The 19,376-nt window shown below is 41.7% G+C and carries 17 protein-coding genes; all 17 read right to left on the reverse strand.

Going from position 1 to position 19,376, the window contains the following annotated elements; all coding sequences use genetic code 11:
* Window positions 1–545: 545 nt before the first annotated feature.
* Window positions 546–1,973 carry an NAD-dependent succinate-semialdehyde dehydrogenase gene (locus AAEZ18_RS04185; RefSeq protein ID WP_011329310.1) on the reverse strand — a complete coding sequence of 476 codons (1,428 nt, stop codon included), beginning with the start codon at window positions 1,971–1,973 and terminating at the stop codon, window positions 546–548.
* 236 nt (window positions 1,974–2,209) lie between these two features.
* Window positions 2,210–2,548: an ISC system 2Fe-2S type ferredoxin gene (gene fdx, locus AAEZ18_RS04190; protein ID WP_011329311.1), complete on the reverse strand. Its 339-nt coding sequence runs from the start codon at window positions 2,546–2,548 to the stop codon at window positions 2,210–2,212.
* A gap of 11 nt (window positions 2,549–2,559) precedes the next feature.
* Window positions 2,560–4,422 carry a Fe-S protein assembly chaperone HscA gene (hscA, locus tag AAEZ18_RS04195; protein WP_350594145.1) on the reverse strand — a complete coding sequence of 621 codons (1,863 nt, stop codon included), beginning with the start codon at window positions 4,420–4,422 and terminating at the stop codon, window positions 2,560–2,562.
* A gap of 52 nt (window positions 4,423–4,474) precedes the next feature.
* Window positions 4,475–5,002: a co-chaperone HscB gene (gene hscB / locus AAEZ18_RS04200; protein ID WP_041454584.1), complete on the reverse strand. Its 528-nt coding sequence runs from the start codon at window positions 5,000–5,002 to the stop codon at window positions 4,475–4,477.
* A 112-nt stretch (window positions 5,003–5,114) separates the two neighbouring features.
* The gene (iscA, locus tag AAEZ18_RS04205; protein WP_197181820.1) at window positions 5,115–5,438 is read right to left on the reverse strand and encodes an iron-sulfur cluster assembly protein IscA; all 324 of its coding nucleotides are present in this window, start codon (window positions 5,436–5,438) and stop codon (window positions 5,115–5,117) included.
* A 9-nt stretch (window positions 5,439–5,447) separates the two neighbouring features.
* Window positions 5,448–5,831 carry a Fe-S cluster assembly scaffold IscU gene (gene iscU, locus AAEZ18_RS04210; RefSeq protein WP_011329315.1) on the reverse strand — a complete coding sequence of 128 codons (384 nt, stop codon included), beginning with the start codon at window positions 5,829–5,831 and terminating at the stop codon, window positions 5,448–5,450.
* Between the two features lie 43 nt (window positions 5,832–5,874).
* Window positions 5,875–7,092, reverse strand: a complete 1,218-nt coding sequence (locus AAEZ18_RS04215; RefSeq protein WP_011329316.1) for an IscS subfamily cysteine desulfurase — start codon at window positions 7,090–7,092, stop codon at window positions 5,875–5,877.
* Between the two features lie 24 nt (window positions 7,093–7,116).
* On the reverse strand, window positions 7,117–7,608 hold the full coding sequence (gene iscR / locus AAEZ18_RS04220) for a Fe-S cluster assembly transcriptional regulator IscR (RefSeq protein ID WP_011329317.1): 492 nt from the start codon (window positions 7,606–7,608) through the stop codon (window positions 7,117–7,119).
* A 207-nt stretch (window positions 7,609–7,815) separates the two neighbouring features.
* Window positions 7,816–8,541, reverse strand: a complete 726-nt coding sequence (gene trmJ / locus AAEZ18_RS04225) for a tRNA (cytosine(32)/uridine(32)-2'-O)-methyltransferase TrmJ (RefSeq protein WP_011329318.1) — start codon at window positions 8,539–8,541, stop codon at window positions 7,816–7,818.
* A 230-nt stretch (window positions 8,542–8,771) separates the two neighbouring features.
* Window positions 8,772–10,211: a metalloprotease TldD gene (gene tldD / locus AAEZ18_RS04230; protein WP_011329320.1), complete on the reverse strand. Its 1,440-nt coding sequence runs from the start codon at window positions 10,209–10,211 to the stop codon at window positions 8,772–8,774.
* A complete protein-coding gene (locus AAEZ18_RS04235; RefSeq protein ID WP_192531540.1) occupies window positions 10,208–11,035 on the reverse strand; it encodes a carbon-nitrogen hydrolase family protein in 828 nt (275 codons plus the stop codon). Before AAEZ18_RS04235 ends, tldD begins: the two co-directional genes overlap by 4 nt.
* Window positions 11,036–11,059: 24 nt before the next feature.
* Entirely contained in the window at window positions 11,060–14,911 is a 3,852-nt protein-coding gene (locus tag AAEZ18_RS04240) for a YhdP family protein (protein WP_350594143.1), read from the reverse strand.
* Window positions 14,911–16,383 (reverse strand): ribonuclease G, encoded by a 1,473-nt coding sequence (rng, locus tag AAEZ18_RS04245; protein WP_011329323.1) that lies wholly within the window; start codon window positions 16,381–16,383, stop codon window positions 14,911–14,913. The genes AAEZ18_RS04240 and rng overlap by 1 nt, the downstream gene beginning before the upstream one ends.
* 1 nt (window position 16,384) lies before the next feature.
* Window positions 16,385–16,954, reverse strand: a complete 570-nt coding sequence (locus AAEZ18_RS04250) for a Maf family protein (protein ID WP_350594140.1) — start codon at window positions 16,952–16,954, stop codon at window positions 16,385–16,387.
* On the reverse strand, window positions 16,954–17,433 hold the full coding sequence (mreD, locus tag AAEZ18_RS04255; protein ID WP_089368784.1) for a rod shape-determining protein MreD: 480 nt from the start codon (window positions 17,431–17,433) through the stop codon (window positions 16,954–16,956). The genes AAEZ18_RS04250 and mreD overlap by 1 nt, the downstream gene beginning before the upstream one ends.
* The gene (mreC, locus tag AAEZ18_RS04260) at window positions 17,426–18,268 is read right to left on the reverse strand and encodes a rod shape-determining protein MreC (RefSeq protein ID WP_350594138.1); all 843 of its coding nucleotides are present in this window, start codon (window positions 18,266–18,268) and stop codon (window positions 17,426–17,428) included. Before mreC ends, mreD begins: the two co-directional genes overlap by 8 nt.
* The gene (locus AAEZ18_RS04265; RefSeq protein ID WP_011329327.1) at window positions 18,268–19,311 is read right to left on the reverse strand and encodes a rod shape-determining protein; all 1,044 of its coding nucleotides are present in this window, start codon (window positions 19,309–19,311) and stop codon (window positions 18,268–18,270) included. Before AAEZ18_RS04265 ends, mreC begins: the two co-directional genes overlap by 1 nt.
* Between the last annotated feature and the right edge of the window lie 65 nt (window positions 19,312–19,376).

The raw sequence follows: 19,376 nt of genomic DNA on the forward strand, positions 1-19,376 counted from the left end.
CAATTGTTTTAATTAAAGTAAATTATTTTAACTATTACGACTATAGCAATTAATTAGCAACCTATACTTCTTTAAAATATCGTACCGCCTATAATTAACTTAACAACCAAGCAGTGATGCTTAACGAGTAAATGGAAACGGACAACTTACTCGACCAACCAATGATTTAGGTTACTAATACAAAACGGATTTTAGGACAGGCTCTAGGAGAGCAGCACAATGGAATGTCTTAAAGGATAGCATCTGGATGATGCGTAAAGGATAGCAACAAAGGATTTACGTTGTTTTACAGGATGTTGAGGAAATAAAGGATACAGGCAGGAGCGCCTACATTACATAGAACTAAAAAGTAATATTGTAATAACAAGGATTTGTAAGAATTTGGAGTTGATTAAGTTCAATTGCAGGATGCAGAAAATTAGAAGATTCCGCAAGCGCGCCTAGAGATAGAGCGCGCTTTTCTTTGCCTAAAATAAATTGCTCAATGTATTTGTACAGCGCCTTGAAGTTGTTTTACTGCAAGCCGCCAAGAGCATATAAACGGTTTAAATTTTAATACACACGTATTTTTCTTCTAGGTACTCATTTAACCCTTGGTGCCCCCCTTCACGGCCAAGGCCCGATTGCTTAACACCACCAAATGGCGCTACAGGGTTAGAAATAACGCCTTCGTTTACACCAATCATGCCAAACTCAAGACCTTCGCTAATGCGATAAACCTGCTTAATATTTTGGCTGTAAAAATAAGCGGCTAAGCCGTAAGGTACGTCGTTTGCTAGGGTAAGTACTTCGCTTTCATCATCAAAAGGAATAATTGTTAATACTGGGCCAAATACTTCTTCATGGTAAATATCCATGTCGGTAGTGACGTTATTTACAATCAACGGGTTTTGAAAGCTGCCACCTAAATCACTGTTATCACCAATCAATACTGCCCCTTTATCTAGTGCGTCTTGTACTAGCTGCTGTACTTTTTCTTTTGCCTTAGGGTAAATAAGCGGGCCGATATCAACATCTGCTGTAAAGCCATTACCGACTTTTAAAGCAGCCACCTTAGGGGTTAGTTTATTTAGTACCGCATCAATAATATTACGCTGAATAAAGATACGGTTTGCAGCAACACAAGCTTGCCCACTATTTCTAAACTTAGCAGCCATTAACCCCTCAATAGCTGCATCGAGGTCTGCATTATCAAAAATAATGAAAGGTGCGTTTCCTCCAAGCTCCATAGAAGTGCGCTTAATAGTACCTGCGCATTGCGCTAATAACTGCTTGCCTACCCCCGTTGATCCGGTAAAAGTAAACTTACGCACTATCTCAGAGTCGGTTAGTATTTTTCCTACTTTTTTAGCATTTTGCGATACTAAGACGTTAAATGCCCCTTTTTCAAACCCTGCTTGATCGGCTAAATAAGCAAGTGCAATAGCGCATAATGGGGTGTGCTCTGAAGGTTTTAATATAAAACTACAACCGGCTGCATAGGCGGGGGCAACTTTACGCGTAATCATAGCAACAGGAAAATTCCATGGCGTGATCCCTGCAACAACTCCTACAGCCTGCTTAAAGCTGGTTAATCTATGGCTATTGTCGGTAGCAGGTATAACATCGCCATAGCTGCGCTTAGCTTCCTCGGCAAACCATTTTATAAAGCCTGCGCCGTAATCAATTTCGCCCAATGCTTCTTTAAGTGGTTTACCTTGCTCTTTGGTCATTAACTCTGCAAGCGTTTGCTTGTGTTTTATAACTAGCTCATACCAGCGCATCAAGGTTTCGCTTCGCTGCGTAGCATTGGTTGCTTTTAATTTAACAAATGCGCTTTGAGCAGCAACTATTGCATTATTTACACCCTGCTCATCAATATCGCTTACATCAACAATGCTTTTTTCGGTAGCAGGATCATCAACACTAAAGTGTGTGTCTGTTTTATAAAATTCACCATTAATAAACGAGTCAGAAAAAATAAGATTACTCAAAATAAACCTCCAAATTACGTTTAAGGTGTTAGCTTTTAATGCGTGACATAGAGCCAAGGCTAACTTTTTAGATAAATCTGCGCGAGGTAAACTCCCGCCTACGGGTAACACTATGTAGATACAAGTCGGGGTTTTATGCCGCGCTTTGTGTGCGCGAGATAAACTCTTGCCTACGGTTTGCAAACAAAAAAGCCGCTGTATTAAACAGCGGCTTTTATTATATTAATCGTTAAAAGCTAGTGCTCTTCATTAACTATATTAACGTTATACTTAGGTATTTCAACCACTAGGTCTTCATCTCTAATAATTGCTTGGCAACCTAAGCGCGACTCTGGCTCTAAGCCCCATGCTTTATCAAGCATATCGTCTTCTAACTCGTCGCTTTCTTCTAGCGAATCAAAGCCTTCGCGGATCACTAAATGGCACGTGGTACACGCACATGACTTTTCACATGCGTGAGCAATGCTAATGCCATTTTTAAGGGCAACATCAAGAACCGTTTGACCACTAGGTGCTTCAATTGCAGCGCCATCTGGACACAATTCTGGATGGGGAAGAAAAATAATTTGTGGCATTCTAATCTCTCTTAAATATTGTCTACTGACTGCCCAGTAAGAACTTTTTTAATTGATGCATCCATTCTGCGTGCGGCAAAATCGCTGCTGGCGTTATCCATTTTTTCAATCGCGGTTTTAATCTCGTTTGGTTGCTGCGCATTCTCACGCACTTTTACCAACTCTGCAATTTCAGCTCGTAAATATGCTAGTTGCGCTTCGTCAAGTAAACCACTGTCACTCGCAAGTGATGCCTCTAGTGCTTCAATTACACGTAGTGCTTCTACTTGCTGCTCTTTGAGCATACGCGCTTGCATATCGCCTTTAGCGTTGCTCATTGACTCTTTTAGCATATTAGAGACTTGGTCGTCTGATAAACCAAATGACGGTTTAATTTGAATATCTGCTTGTACGCCTGTCGATTTTTCCATTGCCGATACGCTAAGTAAACCATCGGCGTCTACTTTAAACGTAACCCGAATATGTGCAGCACCCGCAGTCATTGGCGGAATACCTTTTAAACTAAACTTAGCAAGAGAGCGACAATCGTCTACCAATTCGCGCTCACCTTGTAGTACGTGCAACGACATGGCTGTTTGGCCATCTTTAAAAGTAGTAAACTCTTGGGCACGTGCTACTGGAATAGTGGTATTACGTGGAATAATTTTTTCCACCAAGCCACCCATAGTTTCAAGACCTAGCGATAGTGGTAATACATCAAGTAACAACATATCTGAATCAGGTTTATTACCTATTAACACGTCTGCTTGCAACGCAGCGCCTAACGCTACAACGCGATCGGGATCAATTGACGTTAATGCTTCTTTATTAAAAAACTCACTAACTTGGCTGCGAACTAATGGCATGCGAGTAGAGCCACCCACCATAATTACTTGCAGCACTTCTTCGTTCTCAATACCAGCATCTTTTACAGCACGGCGACAAGAACGAAGCGTTTTTTTAACGAGTGGTATCGCAAGCTCGTCAAGTTTTTCGCGGGTCACTTCAACCATGTGTTTCTCATCATCAAACTCAAGCCCAACATTAACAGTTGAGTATTGGCTTAATGCTTCTTTACAGGCTTTAGCTTTATTAATAAATAAGCGCAGCACCGCTGGAGATAAAGTGGTTACACCCGTTTGCTGCTTTAAGTAATCCACAATCAGTGAGTCAAAGTCATCGCCGCCTAGGCTTGAGTCGCCACCGGTAGCTAATACTTCAAATACACCTTGGTGCAAGCGCAAAATTGATATATCGAAGGTGCCACCGCCTAAATCGTAAACAGCAATAATACCTTCTTGACCCGAGTCTAAACCATAAGCAACAGCGGCTGCTGTTGGCTCGTTTAATAATCGCAGTACGTTAATACCTGCAAGTTCAGCGGCATCTTTTGTACTTTGGCGCTGAGCGTCATCAAAGTATGCCGGTACAGTAATAACTGCACCTAATATTTCTTGATTACCAAAGCTTTGTTCTGCACGGGCTTTTAATGCAGCTAAAATATGGCTTGATGCTTTAACTGGGCTGATTTTTCCAGCAGCTGTTTCTATGGCAAGTGCACCATCGTGCTGGCAAAATTGATACGGTAGTTGCCCATAGCTTTGTTCTATTTCTGCTTGGGTTTTACCTAAAAAGCGCTTAACTGAAATTAGCGTATTAACGGGATCTTGCGTTGCTGATTTTACAGCTTCGCTGCCTACAGTGATCCCACCCGCCTGATAACGCACTACCGAAGGAAGCATTGCTTCACCTAAGTCATCTGTTAAGGTGCGTGCTTCGCCACTTTGTACCGTGGCTACCAATGAGTTAGTTGTACCTAGGTCAATACCTATGGCTAGTTTATGTTCATGTGGTGCCGCGCTCTGCCCCGGCTCAGCAATTTGCAATAATGCCATAATATTTTTTAAACTCGCTTTACCTTGCTTTATAAATTAGCAAGTTAGGTGATTAGTCATCAAATAAACTGTCTTCAATACGCTCTAGTTCGTCACGTAGTTTATAAACAAATTTTAGTTTACGAACATTATCTGCAGCAGCTTGGTATTGCTGCTCGTCGTTACTTGCTAATTGCTGTGCAAGTTGTGCACTGTATTGTTCGTTAAGTTGCTTGATTTGCTTTTCAAAATTAGCGATTGCAGTGTCAGGATCGCTCGCTGACGTTAGCTCTTCTAACTCTTCGCGAAGTTCCATTTGCTGCATTAAAAATGCCGGATCTTGCAAGGTTTGTTGCTCAGCACGAATATCGACACCCAACTCACTTAACATATATTCGGCACGCTTTACTGGGTGCTTTAATATTTGTAGTGCGTCGTTAATTTCTGCGGCGCTTTGCACGGCCATTAATTTATCGCGACTGCTGGCGTTGGCATGGCGATCGGGGTGCACTGCACGCTGTAGCTCTAAGTAGTGCTTGTTAACTATTACTAAATCAATATTGTAGTCAACTGGTATTGCAAATAACTCAAAATAGCGCATAACTTCAACCAATAATATTCAGAAATTAATTTCAAAAATAACAAAGCCCTACGTTTATTGGCAGGGCTTGTTTTATACCCAAGTAACTTAGGTATTCAAAACACGTTTAAATTTAAACGGTAAAGCTTTCGCCACAACCACACTCGTCAGCTTGATTAGGGTTAGTAAATTTAAACCCTTCATTCAAGCCTTCTTTAGTGTAATCGAGCTGCGTGCCGTCAATGTAAACTAAGCTTTTAGCATCAACAATTAAGGTAACGCCTTTTGCTACAAATGTTTCGTCGTCGCCGTTTAGCTCGTCAACAAACTCAAGTACATAGGCAAGACCTGAACAGCCCGTCGTTTTAATGCCAACGCGCAGGCCTAAACCTTTACCGCGATTTGCTAAAAATGATTGTACGCGGTTTGCTGCCGCATCTGTCAATGTCACTGCCATGGAACTCTCTTACTTCGCTTGTTTACTTTTATAATTTGCAATTGCTGCTTGAATTGCATCTTCGGCTAAAATTGAACAGTGAATTTTCACTGGTGGTAACTCTAGCTCTGCACTTATATCAGTATTTTTAATAGTCGCTGCTTGCTCTAGTGTTTTGCCTTTAACCCACTCTGTTACCAGTGAAGATGAAGCAATTGCACTACCACAACCATACGTTTTAAATTTTGCATCTTCGATAATACCATCGGCAGATACTTTAATTTGTAACTTCATTACGTCACCACATGCTGGTGCGCCTACCATACCCGTTGCCACTGACGGATCATTTTTGTCTAAAACACCTACGTTACGTGGGTTTTCTACGTGGTCGATTACTTTATCACTGTAAGCCATAATTCTATCCTCACTACCTGCTAGGTATGTACTCGCACTATTATTAGTGGTGAGCCCATTCAACTGAATCTAAATCAATACCTTCTTGATGCATCTCCCAAAGTGGAGACATTTCACGTAGGCGACCGATAGAGTTTTTCATTAATTCAACGGTGTAATCAATCTCTTCTTCGGTGGTAAAACGACCAATACTAAAACGAATTGAGCTATGTGCTAATTCGTCGTTACGGCCAAGTGCACGTAAAACATAAGAAGGCTCTAAGCTTGCTGACGTACAGGCTGAACCTGACGATACTGCAATGTCTTTTACTGCCATTAGTAACGACTCACCTTCAACAAAGTTAAAGCTGATATTTACAATGCCTGGTACTGATTGGTCTTGTGTACCGTTAAAGTACACTTCTTCCATATCACTCATAATACCGTCAATTAAGCGCTTACGTAGGGCGCTTATATGTGCATGGTCTTTTTCGAAATCTTGCTTAGCAACTCTAAACGCTGTACCCATACCCACTAACTGATGCGTAGCAAGTGTGCCAGAGCGCATACCACGTTCGTGGCCGCCACCGTGCATTTGTGCTTCTAGGCGAGCGCGCGGTTTACGACGAACGTAAAGTGCACCAACACCTTTAGGACCATATACTTTGTGGCCTGAGAATGACATAAAATCAACTTTAAGCTGTTGTACGTCAATTAATACTTTACCTGCGCTTTGCGCTGCATCTACGTGGAACATAATTTTACGTTCGCGACACATTTCGCCAATAGTAGCGATATCTTGAATTACACCTAGCTCGTTATTAACATGCATGATGCTTACAAGTACGGTGTCGTCACGCATAGTGTCGGCAAGTTTTTGTAAATCAAGTAGGCCGTTTTCTTCAACGTCCATATAGGTTACTTCAAAACCTTGACGCTCAAGCTCACGACACGTGTCGATTACAGCTTTGTGCTCAGTTTTAGCGGTAATAATATGCTTACCTTTCTTTTTGTAAAACTGTGCTGCGCCTTTTATTGCTAGGTTATTTGATTCAGTTGCACCCGAAGTGAAAACAATTTCACGTGGGTCTGCATTAATTAAATCAGCAACATCGGTACGTGCTTGATCAACCACTTCTTCAGCTTGCCAACCAAACCTATGTGAACGTGACGCAGGATTACCAAAATTACCGTCCATTGTCAGGCATTGCATCATTTCTTTGGCAACACGTTCGTCAACAGGCGTGGTTGCTGCGTAATCTAAATAAATCGGTAACTTCATTTCTCTCTCCGCTGCAGGTCAACCTTAAAGTTGACAGCTTACTTGAATATTTTCCAACTGCTTAATTGCATCATTAACACTGTTATCTTGGCGTAATGCGATTTCTTTCACATCAGATTTCTCTACCAATTCAGCAAGGGTAATATTATCTAAAAATTCTTCTATTCGTGCGCTTAATTCTGACCACAAATTGTGAGTTAAACAGCGCATACCACTTTGGCAACCTATATCACTTTTTTGGCAACGTGTTGCATCAACTGACTCATCTACTGCATTTATCACATCACCAACAGAAATAGCGTCCGCTTTACGCCCCAATAAATAACCACCGCCAGGGCCGCGAACAGAGCTTACCAAACCGTTTTTACGTAAACGGGCAAACAACTGTTCAAGGTAAGACAAAGAAATTTCTTGTCGCTGTGAAATATCAGCAAGGGCAACAGGACCTACACCTGTGTGCAGTGCAACATCCAGCATAGCTGTAACGGCATACCTGCCTTTTGATGTTAACTTCATAACGCCCTCCGCACAAAAGAGTGCAAATTTTAATTACCAGAGTAAATTAGTCAAGTATTAAAACTTAAAACCAGTTCTTAGCTAAACACGTAATACCTGAGTATTTTACTCAAGTATTACGTCCTATTGTAATTACCTGAGTAATTTAGTCAAGTATTAGCGCGTTATTTAATCGTAGCTTGTTATAACTAATTGCTATAACCATTATTATTTAGGTATCGACTTATTTATAGAGGTTAAAATACCACGTAAAATGTTCATTTCAGCATCTTCAGGGCGAGCACGATTAAACATACGACGTAACTTGGTCATAACCATGCCTGGGTGCTGCTTAATGATAAACCCAGTATTAAACAGTGTCTCTTCAAGATGCCCGTAAAATAACTCAGTTTGTTTTGAGCTAGGGTAAACGGTGTCATCTTCTTCGGCTATTTTAGGTTGCTGATTTAAAAACGCCATTCGCGTTTCGTAGCATAATGTTTGCACTGCCATAGCTAAATTAAGCGAGCTGTACTCTGGATTTGCCGGAATACATACATGATAATTGCAAAGCTGTAATTCATCGTTGCTCAAGCCGCTATTTTCACGACCAAACACCAAAGCTACCGGACCATTCACAGCTTCGCTTACTAGCTTTTCACCACATTCACGTGGCTCAACCATAGGCCAAGATAGTGTGCGAGAGCGTGCACTCGTGCCAATAGTTAACGCGCAATCGGCAATTGCATCTGCAACAGTATCAACAATCACAGCATTACCTAAAACATCACTTGCTCCAGCGGCTAATGCACTGGCATGACTGTCGATTTCACACGCTGGGTCGACTAAATAAAGCTTTGATAAGCCCATGGTTTTCATGGCGCGAGCCGCCGAGCCAATATTACCTGAGTGTGATGTGTTAACTAAAACAACGCGAATATCATCTAAGATCATTGCTGTGCTACTTTGTTTGCTGCAAAAAATTGCGCAAATTCTACCATGTAATTAAAAACACGGCTACGATAAGCGCAGCCGTGAATAGGGTTCAGCTCAAAATACAAACCATGTTTAGGTTTATATACCAGCTTATTTAAAGCACACACTTAGTGATCGCAAGCCAACATCCTTTGCTTATGTCCAAACACTGCGCTGCTTTTATCTTTTATTAAATCAAATAGCAGTACTTAAGCTGTTCCACCTACTGTTAACTTGTCTATTTTCAAACTAGGTTGACCCACCCCAACAGGGACGCTTTGGCCGTCTTTACCGCACACGCCAACGCCTTTATCAAGCGCAAGGTCGTTACCTACCATAGATATTTGCTGCATTACTTCTGGGCCGTTACCTATTAAGGTTGCGCCTTTAATTGGTTGGGTAATTTTACCGTTTTCGATTAAATAGGCTTCTGATGCGCTAAATACAAATTTACCCGACGTTATATCAACTTGTCCGCCACCAAAATTAGGCGCAAACACGCCTTTTTTAACACTACTGATAATATCTGCTTGGCTGTGCTCACCGCCTAACATGTAAGTATTGGTCATGCGTGGCATAGGTAAATGTGCGTACGATTCACGGCGTGCGTTACCCGTTGGGCTAACGCCCATTAGGCGCGCGTTCATTTTATCTTGCATGTAGCCTTTTAAAATACCGTTTTCGATAAGTACGTTATAGGCCGCAGGTGTGCCTTCATCGTCTACGTTAAGTGAGCCACGACGATCAGCCATAGTGCCATCATCAACCACAGTACATAGCTCAGACGCTACTTTTTGCCCTACTTTTCCGCTAAACGCCGAGGCGCCTTTACGGTTAAAGTCGCCCTCTAGACCGTGGCCTACGGCTTCGTGTAATAATACACCTGGCCAGCCATTTCCTAGCACCACTTCCATGGTTCCGGCTGGTGCATCAATGGCTTCTAGGTTCACCTTTGCTTGGCGTACTGCCTCTTCTGCAAACTCCATCCAACGTGGTTTACCCTCTACTAACTCTTTAAAATAACCATAATCTAAACGCGCACCACCACCGGCTCCACCGCGTTCACGACGACCATTTTTCTCAAGTAGTACTGAACAATTTAAACGAATAAGTGGGCGAATATCGGTGGCAAAAGTACCGTCGCTAGCGGCAATAAGTACTTCTTCGTACACGGCCGACATTGAACTTATTACTTGCTCTGCGTCGGGTGCTAGTTCACGAATATAGTTTTCAAGCTCTCGTAACAAATTTACTTTATCAGTATCGCTCATACTTGAAATTGGCTGATGCGGGGCAAACTGCTGCTTTGCAGTTACATCGCTAAATACTTGAATTGATTTATTTTCACCGGCCTCGGCAATACTACGCGCTGCAGTTGCGGCTTTATTAAGTGCTTCAAGGGTGATTGCATCTGAGTACGAAAAACCGGTTTTTTCGCCGCTTACTGCGCGTACACCTACGCCTCGTTCAACATTGTATGAACCTTCTTTTACTAAGCCGTCTTCAAGTACCCATGATTCATGGTGACTTGATTGAAAGTATAAATCAGCGTAATCCACCTTATGTTGATGAATGTAGGCGAGCGTTTTTTCGAGTTCTTCTCGATTTAGCTGGCTGTCGTGTAATAAATGCTGTTCAACCGTATTCATAATAAATGCTCTCTAAATCGTTGATGAGATTGCACTGGCATATCTCGTCGAATTTTGTGTAATTGCTTTAAGTCTAACGTGGCGCTTATAAAGCCTGTGCCCGTGGGCAACTCACTTAATGTATCTCCCCAAGGAGACAGAACTATACTGTGGCCATAGGTTTGGCGGCCATTTTCATGTGCTCCATATTGCGCTGCAGCAATCACATAACATTGTGTTTCTATTGCACGAGCCGCCAATAAAGGTTGCCAATGGGCTTGTCCGGTCACTACCGTAAAGGCGCTAGGGACTAATATAACTTCTGCACCTTGGCGTACAAGTTGAGTATATAAAGTACTAAAACGCAGATCATAACATACTGTTAAGCCTATTTTACCAAAGGGAGAGTCGACAACAACAACTTCATTTCCTGCTTGAGTAAAGTCTGATTCTCGATAGCTGGCTGTTGAATCATCAACTGTTACATCAAATAAATGCATTTTATTGTAGCTGGCAACGAGCTCACCTTGGGCATTAAATAAGTGCGACGCGGCGTAATATTTATTGTCGTTATAAGGTTCTGGCATAGTACCAGCGCTTAACCAAATATTATGCAATTGGCACAGCTCGCTTAACTGCTGCTTATAACGCTCTGCATGCTTAGCCACTTTTAAGGTATCGTTACCCGATTTACTAAACACTAAAAAGGCTTCAGGCAAGCACACTAATAGTGGCCTTGTAGTGGGTAATTGTTGTAACTGATTAACTAGCGTTTGTATGTTTTGCTCAGGATCAACCCCTGAGCACATTTGCAGAGCAATAATTGTCGGAATTGCTTCACTCATAAGGTAGCACTCATTGGCTATTTCTCATTGGGTAACGCTCACCTCAGCGTCTTTTAGTTTAAGCTTTGTTGCTGCTTGAGGCTGATTTTGCGCCGCTTGTGGTAGCGTTACTTCACGACTTTTACGGTCAAGTTCTTGTACTTGCGGGTCGTTCATTTTACCGGTTACTTTAAAGTTTATTTCGGAAATAACGCGCGCCGAGTGAATCACTTTATCTATAGCAAGCGCAGCAAGGCCGGTAACGGGGTTAACCATCCAAGCTACTATTATAGGTATGCTGGAGGTTACTTGCGGCGCAACCGCTAGGTCGTAGTCTATTTCTAGGGTATTTAAATTAGCATAACCTTTAATGGTTAAGTCGGCTGGTACGCCATCCATTTTAGTATCTTGAGTGTAGGCAATGCCTTTATCAAGCTGCATTGTGCCTTGCATGCTGTTATAAAAAAAGCCTTTGGAAAACACATCTCTAAAATCGAGTTTTAATTTACGCACTAGTGAATCTAGGCTCAGTAACGAGAACACCCGCGCGCCACCATCACTAACCTCGGTTAAATGTCCTTCGCCTAAACGCCAATCAATATTGCCCGAAAGACTTGCTACATCAAGGTTATACGGGGCTGCTTGCCATGCAAGATTATAGTTAATGGTTGCGTTTGAATCTTTAATTGCGGTGGTTAAGTCAAACTCATTAAATAATGCGCCTATATCCTCACTTTTAAGCTCACCGCTGAGTTGCGTTTGGCCATTTTGCCACTGCCCATGGGTGCGTAAAATATGATCGTTTTTATCAACCACTAACTCAGAAATAACAAGCCGCTCACCATCACCCAATAAAGACGCGCTTACTTTACCTAACTGATACTGACTCACCTTACAGTCGCCACATTCAAATTCTATTGCGGGTAGCTGAGTAAGCCAGCTTACGTCATCGGCTGTTTCTGTGCTTGCAACTGGCTTAACATTTGTTGGTTCAATAAAGTTAACCCTTAAATAATCGCTATTAATTCGAATCGGCTGGCTGGCTTGCGAGATAGGAATTAGCACCCCTGCACGCAATTCTTTAGCATTTAACTTTAGGTATAAATCGTTTTGGGTAGGTGCTAAGCGCATTTCAAAGTCATTAAATTGCACGTCACTAATATTAAGTTTTTCTATATTAGCAAGTACTTCATGCAGTGGTGGCATAACACTAGCTGATGCTTGCTCTGAGCCTTGCTTAGATACATTTATAATTTGCTCAATTAACTCTAGCCACGGAAGCAAATCGGTTTGTGGTAAATTAATACTAACCGCTAAATCTTTTTTATTAAGCCCTAAATCATTTTTACCGATAACAAAATGAGCATTATTAAAGTGGGTGTTGGCGTTATCTAAAATGGCGTTAAAATAAAATAGCTGCTTTATATTAGCGGTAATTAAGTTAGATATATTATCGCCTTGAATAACTGCATTGAGTGGCCATGCTTGCTCGCTGCTTTTAGCATAGTCACCCGGTAAAGTACTGCTTAAACCAATTAATGACGAGGTTACTTGCGCACGATAATCAAACCCTTGTTCGGTAAAGTTAAGCACTAAACCAATATCGGCTGCACTTTTCCCGCTAAGGTAGTTTTTTAATAACCCTTGGCCGCTCGCAATAAGAGTCTCGGCATCTAGCTGCGCTTTTATGTTTATATTGGCGCGATAATCTTGCTCAATACTTTTGCTGTCATAGTTAATATTGAGTGGCATGCCCAACCATGTTGCAGTGGCATTAGTGAGGGTTATTTCATTGTTTTTAAAATGCAGCTCGCCGTTTAAGTTATCCAGTTCAATGCCTGGTGTTGCAATATAAACAGGTAAGTCTATTAAATTTACTTTGCCGCTCACACTTGCACCATTAGCAAATTTAGAACCAATTAACAGCTCTATATCTGCACTAGCTTCGCCTTTACCTTGCACAATTTTAAAAATTTCAGCAAGCGGGCTGGCAAGTGGCGTGGCCGCAAAAAAGTCGTGCATTTTTTCAAGCTCGGCTTGCTTATCTATTTTAACTACTAGCTCATCGGCATGCATTAAATCGCTAATGCTAACGCGTACACTACTACCCACAGCTAAATTTACTAACTTGCCTTGCTGGCTATAAATATCCATGCGCTCGTTGGCAAAATGTAACTGGGCGCTGGCGTTAGTAACTGCAGGCCAGTCGGGATCAAACTGATAAGTGGCGTTATCTATTTGTGCTAACACATCAAACTGCCCAGAGCCGTCACTAAATGGAAAGCCTGTTAGCGGGCCTGCAAAAAGCACTTGTGCTTTTGACACTTCACCGCCTTTTATAGCGCCATTTAAATAGCTAACTAATTCAGGGCTCATCGCTTTTAAAGGAAAATAATGCCCAGCAATACTCGCGTCGGGTGCAAATGCTTCGGCGTATAAATCTAAACGCGGTTCGTCGCCTAAGCTAAGCTGCATTTCTGCAGCAAAGGTTACTTCATCATTATTAAACCAAATATTGTCACTACTAATGTGCCAAGCATTACTGCGCTTGGCTAAATTGAGCTCTATATTTAATTGCTCATAATCTATATTTTGGCTAAAACTATCACCGGTAATTAGGCTGTTATTTTCACCAAACAGGGTAATTCGCCCGTATTGCTGATTAACCAGAGCACTAACTCGCAGTTCTTGTGCGGCAGGTATTGCGTGCTGCTCTTGCCAGCCAATATTATCGGCTTCAAACCACAGCTGCCATTGCTCACTATTGGTATAGTCTAAGTAAGCTTGCTTTATTTGCCCACTAGGTTGGCGCTGTAAAAATGGCGTTAGGTTATTAAAGTTAGTCAGCTCGGCTAAATCGCTAAGTAGCGCTATATCAACTTGCTGTAACCAAATTTTATTTTGCTTACCCAGCAGTGCCTCAAACTCTAAACTCGGCCAGCTTTTATCATTACTATTAAACGCTAAACCCGTGCTTTTCAACCGCCAGCTTTTTTGTTCAGGAAATAAATGAAATCCCCCTTCGCTTAGGCTCAGCTGTTGTTTCTCTCCAGCCAACTCCCAACGTGCAAAACTAGGTAACCACTGTACTTTAACATCACTCACTAAACCTTGATTAAGCTCTAACCAAGCTTGTAAGTTTATGTTGCTGTGCAGTTGCTGTTTTTCGGTATTAATATATTGCGCTAACCAGTTAGATACATCTACCTCATTAGCTTGCACATACATGTCGCCTGCCATTTTTTCAATAGTATCGCCTTTGAGTGCAATTCGCGCATCAAAACTTCCCACCGAAATACCCGGTAATGCTAAGCTACCGCTACCTAAATGTTGCTTATTTTGATTTTGCCAAACAATATTCTCTAACAGTAACTTACGCTCAGTACCGTCTTCTAAAATAAAGTTAATGCTGGAGTTTTCTATTGCGAAGTGGCCTGTGTCACCCAAAAATAGCTCTTCTATTAACTCTTTTTGTTCAAACGACACTTCGCCTTCATTTTTGGCAAATAAATTAGCTACTTTAATACTGGTATGAAAGCCATTTATTACAAAGTAGTTTGACTTTAATTGCAGCGTTTTTAAGCTTTCCCACAAGTTAAGCTCTAAACTGGTTTTAGCTATAGTGAGTGCAATAGGTGCAGTTTGGTTGTCTTTAAATGATAGGTTTTCGAGCACTAAAGCAGGCCCGCTACCTTGCCAACTTGCTGAAATAGAGCCGATTGATAAACTAATATCAAACTTGGTATGTAGGTAGTTTTCTATATTATCTTTATAGTCGTTTGCATAAGGTAGGGTATATTTTAAAATAGAAACAGTCACGGCCAGTAACACTAAAATTATGGCACACGTTTGCCATAACTTTCTAAAACAAAAAAAACAGACCGCTTTTGCTTTCATTACATCATTACCACATCAAACTGCTCTTGGCTGTATAAACTCTCAACTTGAATATTGACCTGTTTGCCAATAAATAGTTCTAATTCGGCTAAGTTATGATATTCATCGTTTAGTAATGCTTCACATACCGCTGGCGCGGCATAAACCACAAACTTATCTGCATCGTAAGCACGATTAACCCTCACTATTTCGCGCAGTAATTCGTAGCACACTGTTTCTACTGTTTTTTGTGAACCACGACCAGAACACGCAGGACAAACATCACATAATATATGTTCTAAGCTTTCGCGGGTGCGCTTACGGGTCATTTCTACTAAACCTAATGCCGACAAGCCATTAATATTAGCTTTAGCACGATCTTTTGCTAATGCCGATTCGAGCGAATGCATTACGCGGCGTTTATGATCTTCACTTACCATATCGATAAAATCGATAATAATAATACCGCCTAAATTACGCAGCCTAAGCTGGCGCGCAATAGCAGAAGTTGCTTCAACATTGGTATTAAAAATGGTTTCTTCTAAATTACGATGACCAACAAATGCACCAGTATTAACATCAACCGTGGTCATCGCTTCGGTTTGATCGATAATTAAATAGCCACCCGATTTAAGGGTTACTTTACGATGCAGCGCTTTTTGTATTTCGTTTTCAACATCAAACAAATCAAAAATGGGGCGCTCACCCGGATAATATTCAAGCACTTGCGACAAAATTGGCACAAACTCTTCGGTAAATAATTTAAGCTCTTGGTAGGTTAGTTTAGAGTCAACCCTAATGCGTTCCATGTCTTCGCCCACATAGTCACGTAGCGTTCTAAAAGCAAGGGTTAAGTCTTCATGTAAGATACTGGCTTTACTGGTTTTTTTACGGCGTGACACCACTTTTTGCCACAATTTTTGTAAAAATGCAGCATCGTGCCTTAATTCGGCTTCGCTTGCGCCTTCTGCGGCGGTTCGCACAATAAAGCTGCCGTTTTCATCGCTGTATTCAGCAACGATTTTCTTTAATCTGCCACGCTCTTCTTCTGTTTCTATACGCTGGCTTACGCCAACGTGGGTGGCGTCGGGCATAAACACTAAATAGCGAGAAGGTATGGTAATGTCGGTAGTTAAACGCGCGCCTTTAGTGCCCAGTGGATCCTTTACCACTTGCACCATAATATATTGCCCTTGGCGAACTAACTCACGAATATCTTGTACTTTTTTTATCGGGGTATCGTCAACACCTTCAACAATAGAGGCGCTATTTACAATATCTGAGGCGTGTAAGAATGCAGCTTTTTCAAGGCCTATATCAACAAAGGCGGCTTGCATGCCGGGTAAAACACGGCTAATTTTTCCTAAGTAAATATTACCAACAATCCCTAAATTGCCAATTCGCTCTAATTGTATTTCTTGTAGAACACCGTTTTCTATTAGGGCAACACGGCTTTCACTTGGCGTGACATTAATTAGTAATTCTATACTCATGCTAGCCTCTTAAGAATGTTTGTAATAATTGTTCGGTCTCGTATAAAGGTAAGCCTACTACAGCAAAATAGCTACCCGAAATATGAGTAACAAATCGACCGCCTAAGCCTTGAATACCATATCCTCCTGCTTTATCTTGTGGCTCGCCACTTTGCCAGTAGGTATGTATTTCATCATCGCTGAGGGTTTTAAAAGTAACATTAGTACTTACTACGCAGCTAAGCACCTTATCTGTTGTTGCAAAAGCAACCGCGGTTAATACCTGGTGAGTATTGCCCGACAAGCGCTTTAATGTATGGGTAAAGTCATTTTCATCACAAGGCTTACCTAGCGATTGATTGTCAATAACCACTACGGTATCGCTGCCTAGCACTGGGCGATCGGTATAACCAAGTGCTACACCCGACTGCGCCTTTAAACGCGCTAAGCGCTCTACATAATCATAAGGTAGTTCATTGGGGAGTTGGCTCTCGTCGGCATCAACACTAAACTGTGTAAATTCGATTCCTAGTTGCGTTAAAAGCCCTTTACGGCGAGGCGAGGCAGATGCCAAGTATACGGCGTTGGTCATTATCTGATCCTAAAATGTCTACGGTATTTACGCAGTAATAAAAACACCCATACCCAACTCAACATACCTGTAAGCACAGGCCATAAGTATTGCGGGCTAAAGTACACACCCAATAAAAAGTGGTTTAGCCAAAACTGCATTAAGTGATAGAGAGTTAAAAATAAGCCAATTAATAAGCTTTGTTGCCATAGCGAAAAGTTACGGATTTTTTGAAAATTACTGGCGGTAACAAAAATACAGATTGAATAAGTAAGTGAATTAACCCCTAGCGGCGAACCAGAAGCTAAATCTATTAATAAGCCTACAATCCATGCGGTGCCTATATTTAAACGATGTGGCACAGCAAGTGACCAATACATTAATACCAAGAGCACCCAGTCAGGACGAAAGGGTTCAAACGAAAACGGTAACGGCATCAAAGCCATTACTAACGCAAAAAAAATGCTCAGTGCAATTAACAACGAATAACGATTAATCATCGCTAACCTGCTCCTGTTGATTTCGCCACAGCACTACTAATAATCTAATACGATCTAGCTGCGCTATGGGTTCTGCATAAACTTGTGCAAACGGCTGACCTTCATCGCGATTTATTTCAGTAACTACGGCAACTGGGTAGCCCTCCGGAAAGATGCCTCCAAGACCTGAGGTCACTAATACATCGCCAATACGTACATCTAGGCTATGCGGTACATGAGAGAGTTTAACAACATTAATTTTACCTATGCCTTCAACCACTGTACGCACATCGTTACGTAAAATACGTACCGGCGTAGCGTGGGTAGTGTCGGTCATTAATAACACGCGTGAGGTGGTTGAGCCTACTTTGGTAAGCTGCCCTACTACACCCATATCATCAATTACGGCTTGGCTTTCGCTAAGTCCATTGGTGGTTCCTCGGTTTATAACAACTTGATGGCTATACGGGTTTGAATGAACTGACAGTACTTGCGCAATAATTTTACGATTTGACGGTTTAGCCGATGAGCCTAATAAGGCGCGCAATTTTTGATTCTCTCTGCTCAAAAACTGGTACTGCTGTAGCTGCTCGCTTTGCAGCATTTGCTTTTTTTTCAGCGCTTCATTTTCGGTAAGTAATTGATCGCGGGTATGTAAGCTTTTTGCACCAAAGCTAAATACTTCGTAGGGTAAATTAGCCACATAAATTAATGGGCTAACCAGTGTATTTAAACTAGTACTAACGTTTGTTCCACCTTCGGTGTACTTATCGCCAATAATCAGTATGACACTCAAAAGCACTGCGACAAAGAGTCGCAGTTGCAAGGAAACGGTTTGTGCGAACATTGATTTCATTAGTCGTAACTAAATACATCACCGCCGTGCACGTCTATCATTTCAAGCGCTTTACCACCACCACGGGCAACACATGTAAGCGGATCATCAGCAACCACAACTGGAATACCAGTCTCTTCCATTAATAAACGATCTAAATCTTTTAGTAATGCACCACCACCGGTTAACACCATACCGTGCGCTGAAATATCTGACGCTAGCTCTGGCGGTGATTGCTCAAGGGCAACCATTACAGCACTAACAATTCCCATTAATGGCTCTTGTAGCGCTTCAAGAATTTCGTGCGAGTTTAATATAAATGAGCGCGGTACGCCTTCGGCTAAATTACGGCCACGCACTTCAATTTCGATTGGTTCATCGGTTTTAAAAGCAGAACCAATTTGATGCTTAATATTTTCAGCAGTAGCTTCGCCTATCAGGCTACCAAAGTTACGACGCACATAATTAATAATTGCCTCGTCAAACTTATCGCCACCAATACGTACCGACGAGGAGTAAACTACGCCGTTTAACGAAATAATAGCCACTTCGGTAGTACCGCCACCAATATCAACAACCATAGAACCTGTGGCTTCTGATACCGGTAAACCTGCACCAATTGCCGCAGCCATTGGCTCTTCAATTAAATACACTTCGCGAGCACCCGCTCCCATTGCAGATTCACGTATTGCACGTTTTTCTACTTGGGTTGCACCACAAGGCACACATATAAGTACACGTGGACTTGGACGCATAAAGTTATTGTTATGCACTTGCTTAATAAAATGCTGTAACATTTTTTCGGTAACATAAAAATCGGCAATTACGCCGTCTTTCATTGGTCGAATAGCTTTAATGTTACCAGGCGTACGGCCTAACATCTGCTTTGCTTCAGTACCTACTGAAGCAACGCTTTTAGGCCCACCAGCACGCTCTTGACGAATAGCAACCACTGATGGTTCGTTAAGTACTATGCCTTCTTCTTTTACATAAATGAGGGTATTGGCTGTACCCAAGTCGATCGATAGATCGTTTGAAAAAATACCACGGAGTTTTTTAAACATGAGGCTGGATGACCTTTGAAATACGTTCTTATTTAAGCTGCTTTCACTTTAATACGCTAATATAA

The organism is Pseudoalteromonas sp. 19-MNA-CIBAN-0066 (genome assembly GCF_040308705.1).
In the GTDB taxonomy this organism is placed as follows: domain Bacteria; phylum Pseudomonadota; class Gammaproteobacteria; order Enterobacterales; family Alteromonadaceae; genus Pseudoalteromonas; species Pseudoalteromonas nigrifaciens.

Excerpts from the sequence above, each read along its gene's own strand:
- fdx (WP_011329311.1), bottom strand. The coding sequence starts at position 2,548 with ATGCCACAAATTATTTTTCTTCCCCATCCAGAATTGTGTCCAGATGGC.
- hscA (WP_350594145.1), bottom strand. The coding sequence starts at position 4,422 with ATGGCATTATTGCAAATTGCTGAGCCGGGGCAGAGCGCGGCACCACAT.
- hscB (WP_041454584.1), bottom strand. The coding sequence starts at position 5,002 with ATGCGCTATTTTGAGTTATTTGCAATACCAGTTGACTACAATATTGAT.
- iscA (WP_197181820.1), bottom strand. The coding sequence starts at position 5,438 with ATGGCAGTGACATTGACAGATGCGGCAGCAAACCGCGTACAATCATTT.
- iscU (WP_011329315.1), bottom strand. The coding sequence starts at position 5,831 with ATGGCTTACAGTGATAAAGTAATCGACCACGTAGAAAACCCACGTAAC.
- AAEZ18_RS04215 (WP_011329316.1), bottom strand. The coding sequence starts at position 7,092 with ATGAAGTTACCGATTTATTTAGATTACGCAGCAACCACGCCTGTTGAC.
- iscR (WP_011329317.1), bottom strand. The coding sequence starts at position 7,608 with ATGAAGTTAACATCAAAAGGCAGGTATGCCGTTACAGCTATGCTGGAT.
- trmJ (WP_011329318.1), bottom strand. The coding sequence starts at position 8,541 with ATGATCTTAGATGATATTCGCGTTGTTTTAGTTAACACATCACACTCA.
- tldD (WP_011329320.1), bottom strand. The coding sequence starts at position 10,211 with ATGAATACGGTTGAACAGCATTTATTACACGACAGCCAGCTAAATCGA.
- AAEZ18_RS04235 (WP_192531540.1), bottom strand. The coding sequence starts at position 11,035 with ATGAGTGAAGCAATTCCGACAATTATTGCTCTGCAAATGTGCTCAGGG.
- AAEZ18_RS04240 (WP_350594143.1), bottom strand. The coding sequence starts at position 14,911 with ATGAAAGCAAAAGCGGTCTGTTTTTTTTGTTTTAGAAAGTTATGGCAA.
- rng (WP_011329323.1), bottom strand. The coding sequence starts at position 16,383 with ATGAGTATAGAATTACTAATTAATGTCACGCCAAGTGAAAGCCGTGTT.
- AAEZ18_RS04250 (WP_350594140.1), bottom strand. The coding sequence starts at position 16,954 with ATGACCAACGCCGTATACTTGGCATCTGCCTCGCCTCGCCGTAAAGGG.
- mreD (WP_089368784.1), bottom strand. The coding sequence starts at position 17,433 with ATGATTAATCGTTATTCGTTGTTAATTGCACTGAGCATTTTTTTTGCG.
- mreC (WP_350594138.1), bottom strand. The coding sequence starts at position 18,268 with ATGAAATCAATGTTCGCACAAACCGTTTCCTTGCAACTGCGACTCTTT.
- AAEZ18_RS04265 (WP_011329327.1), bottom strand. The coding sequence starts at position 19,311 with ATGTTTAAAAAACTCCGTGGTATTTTTTCAAACGATCTATCGATCGAC.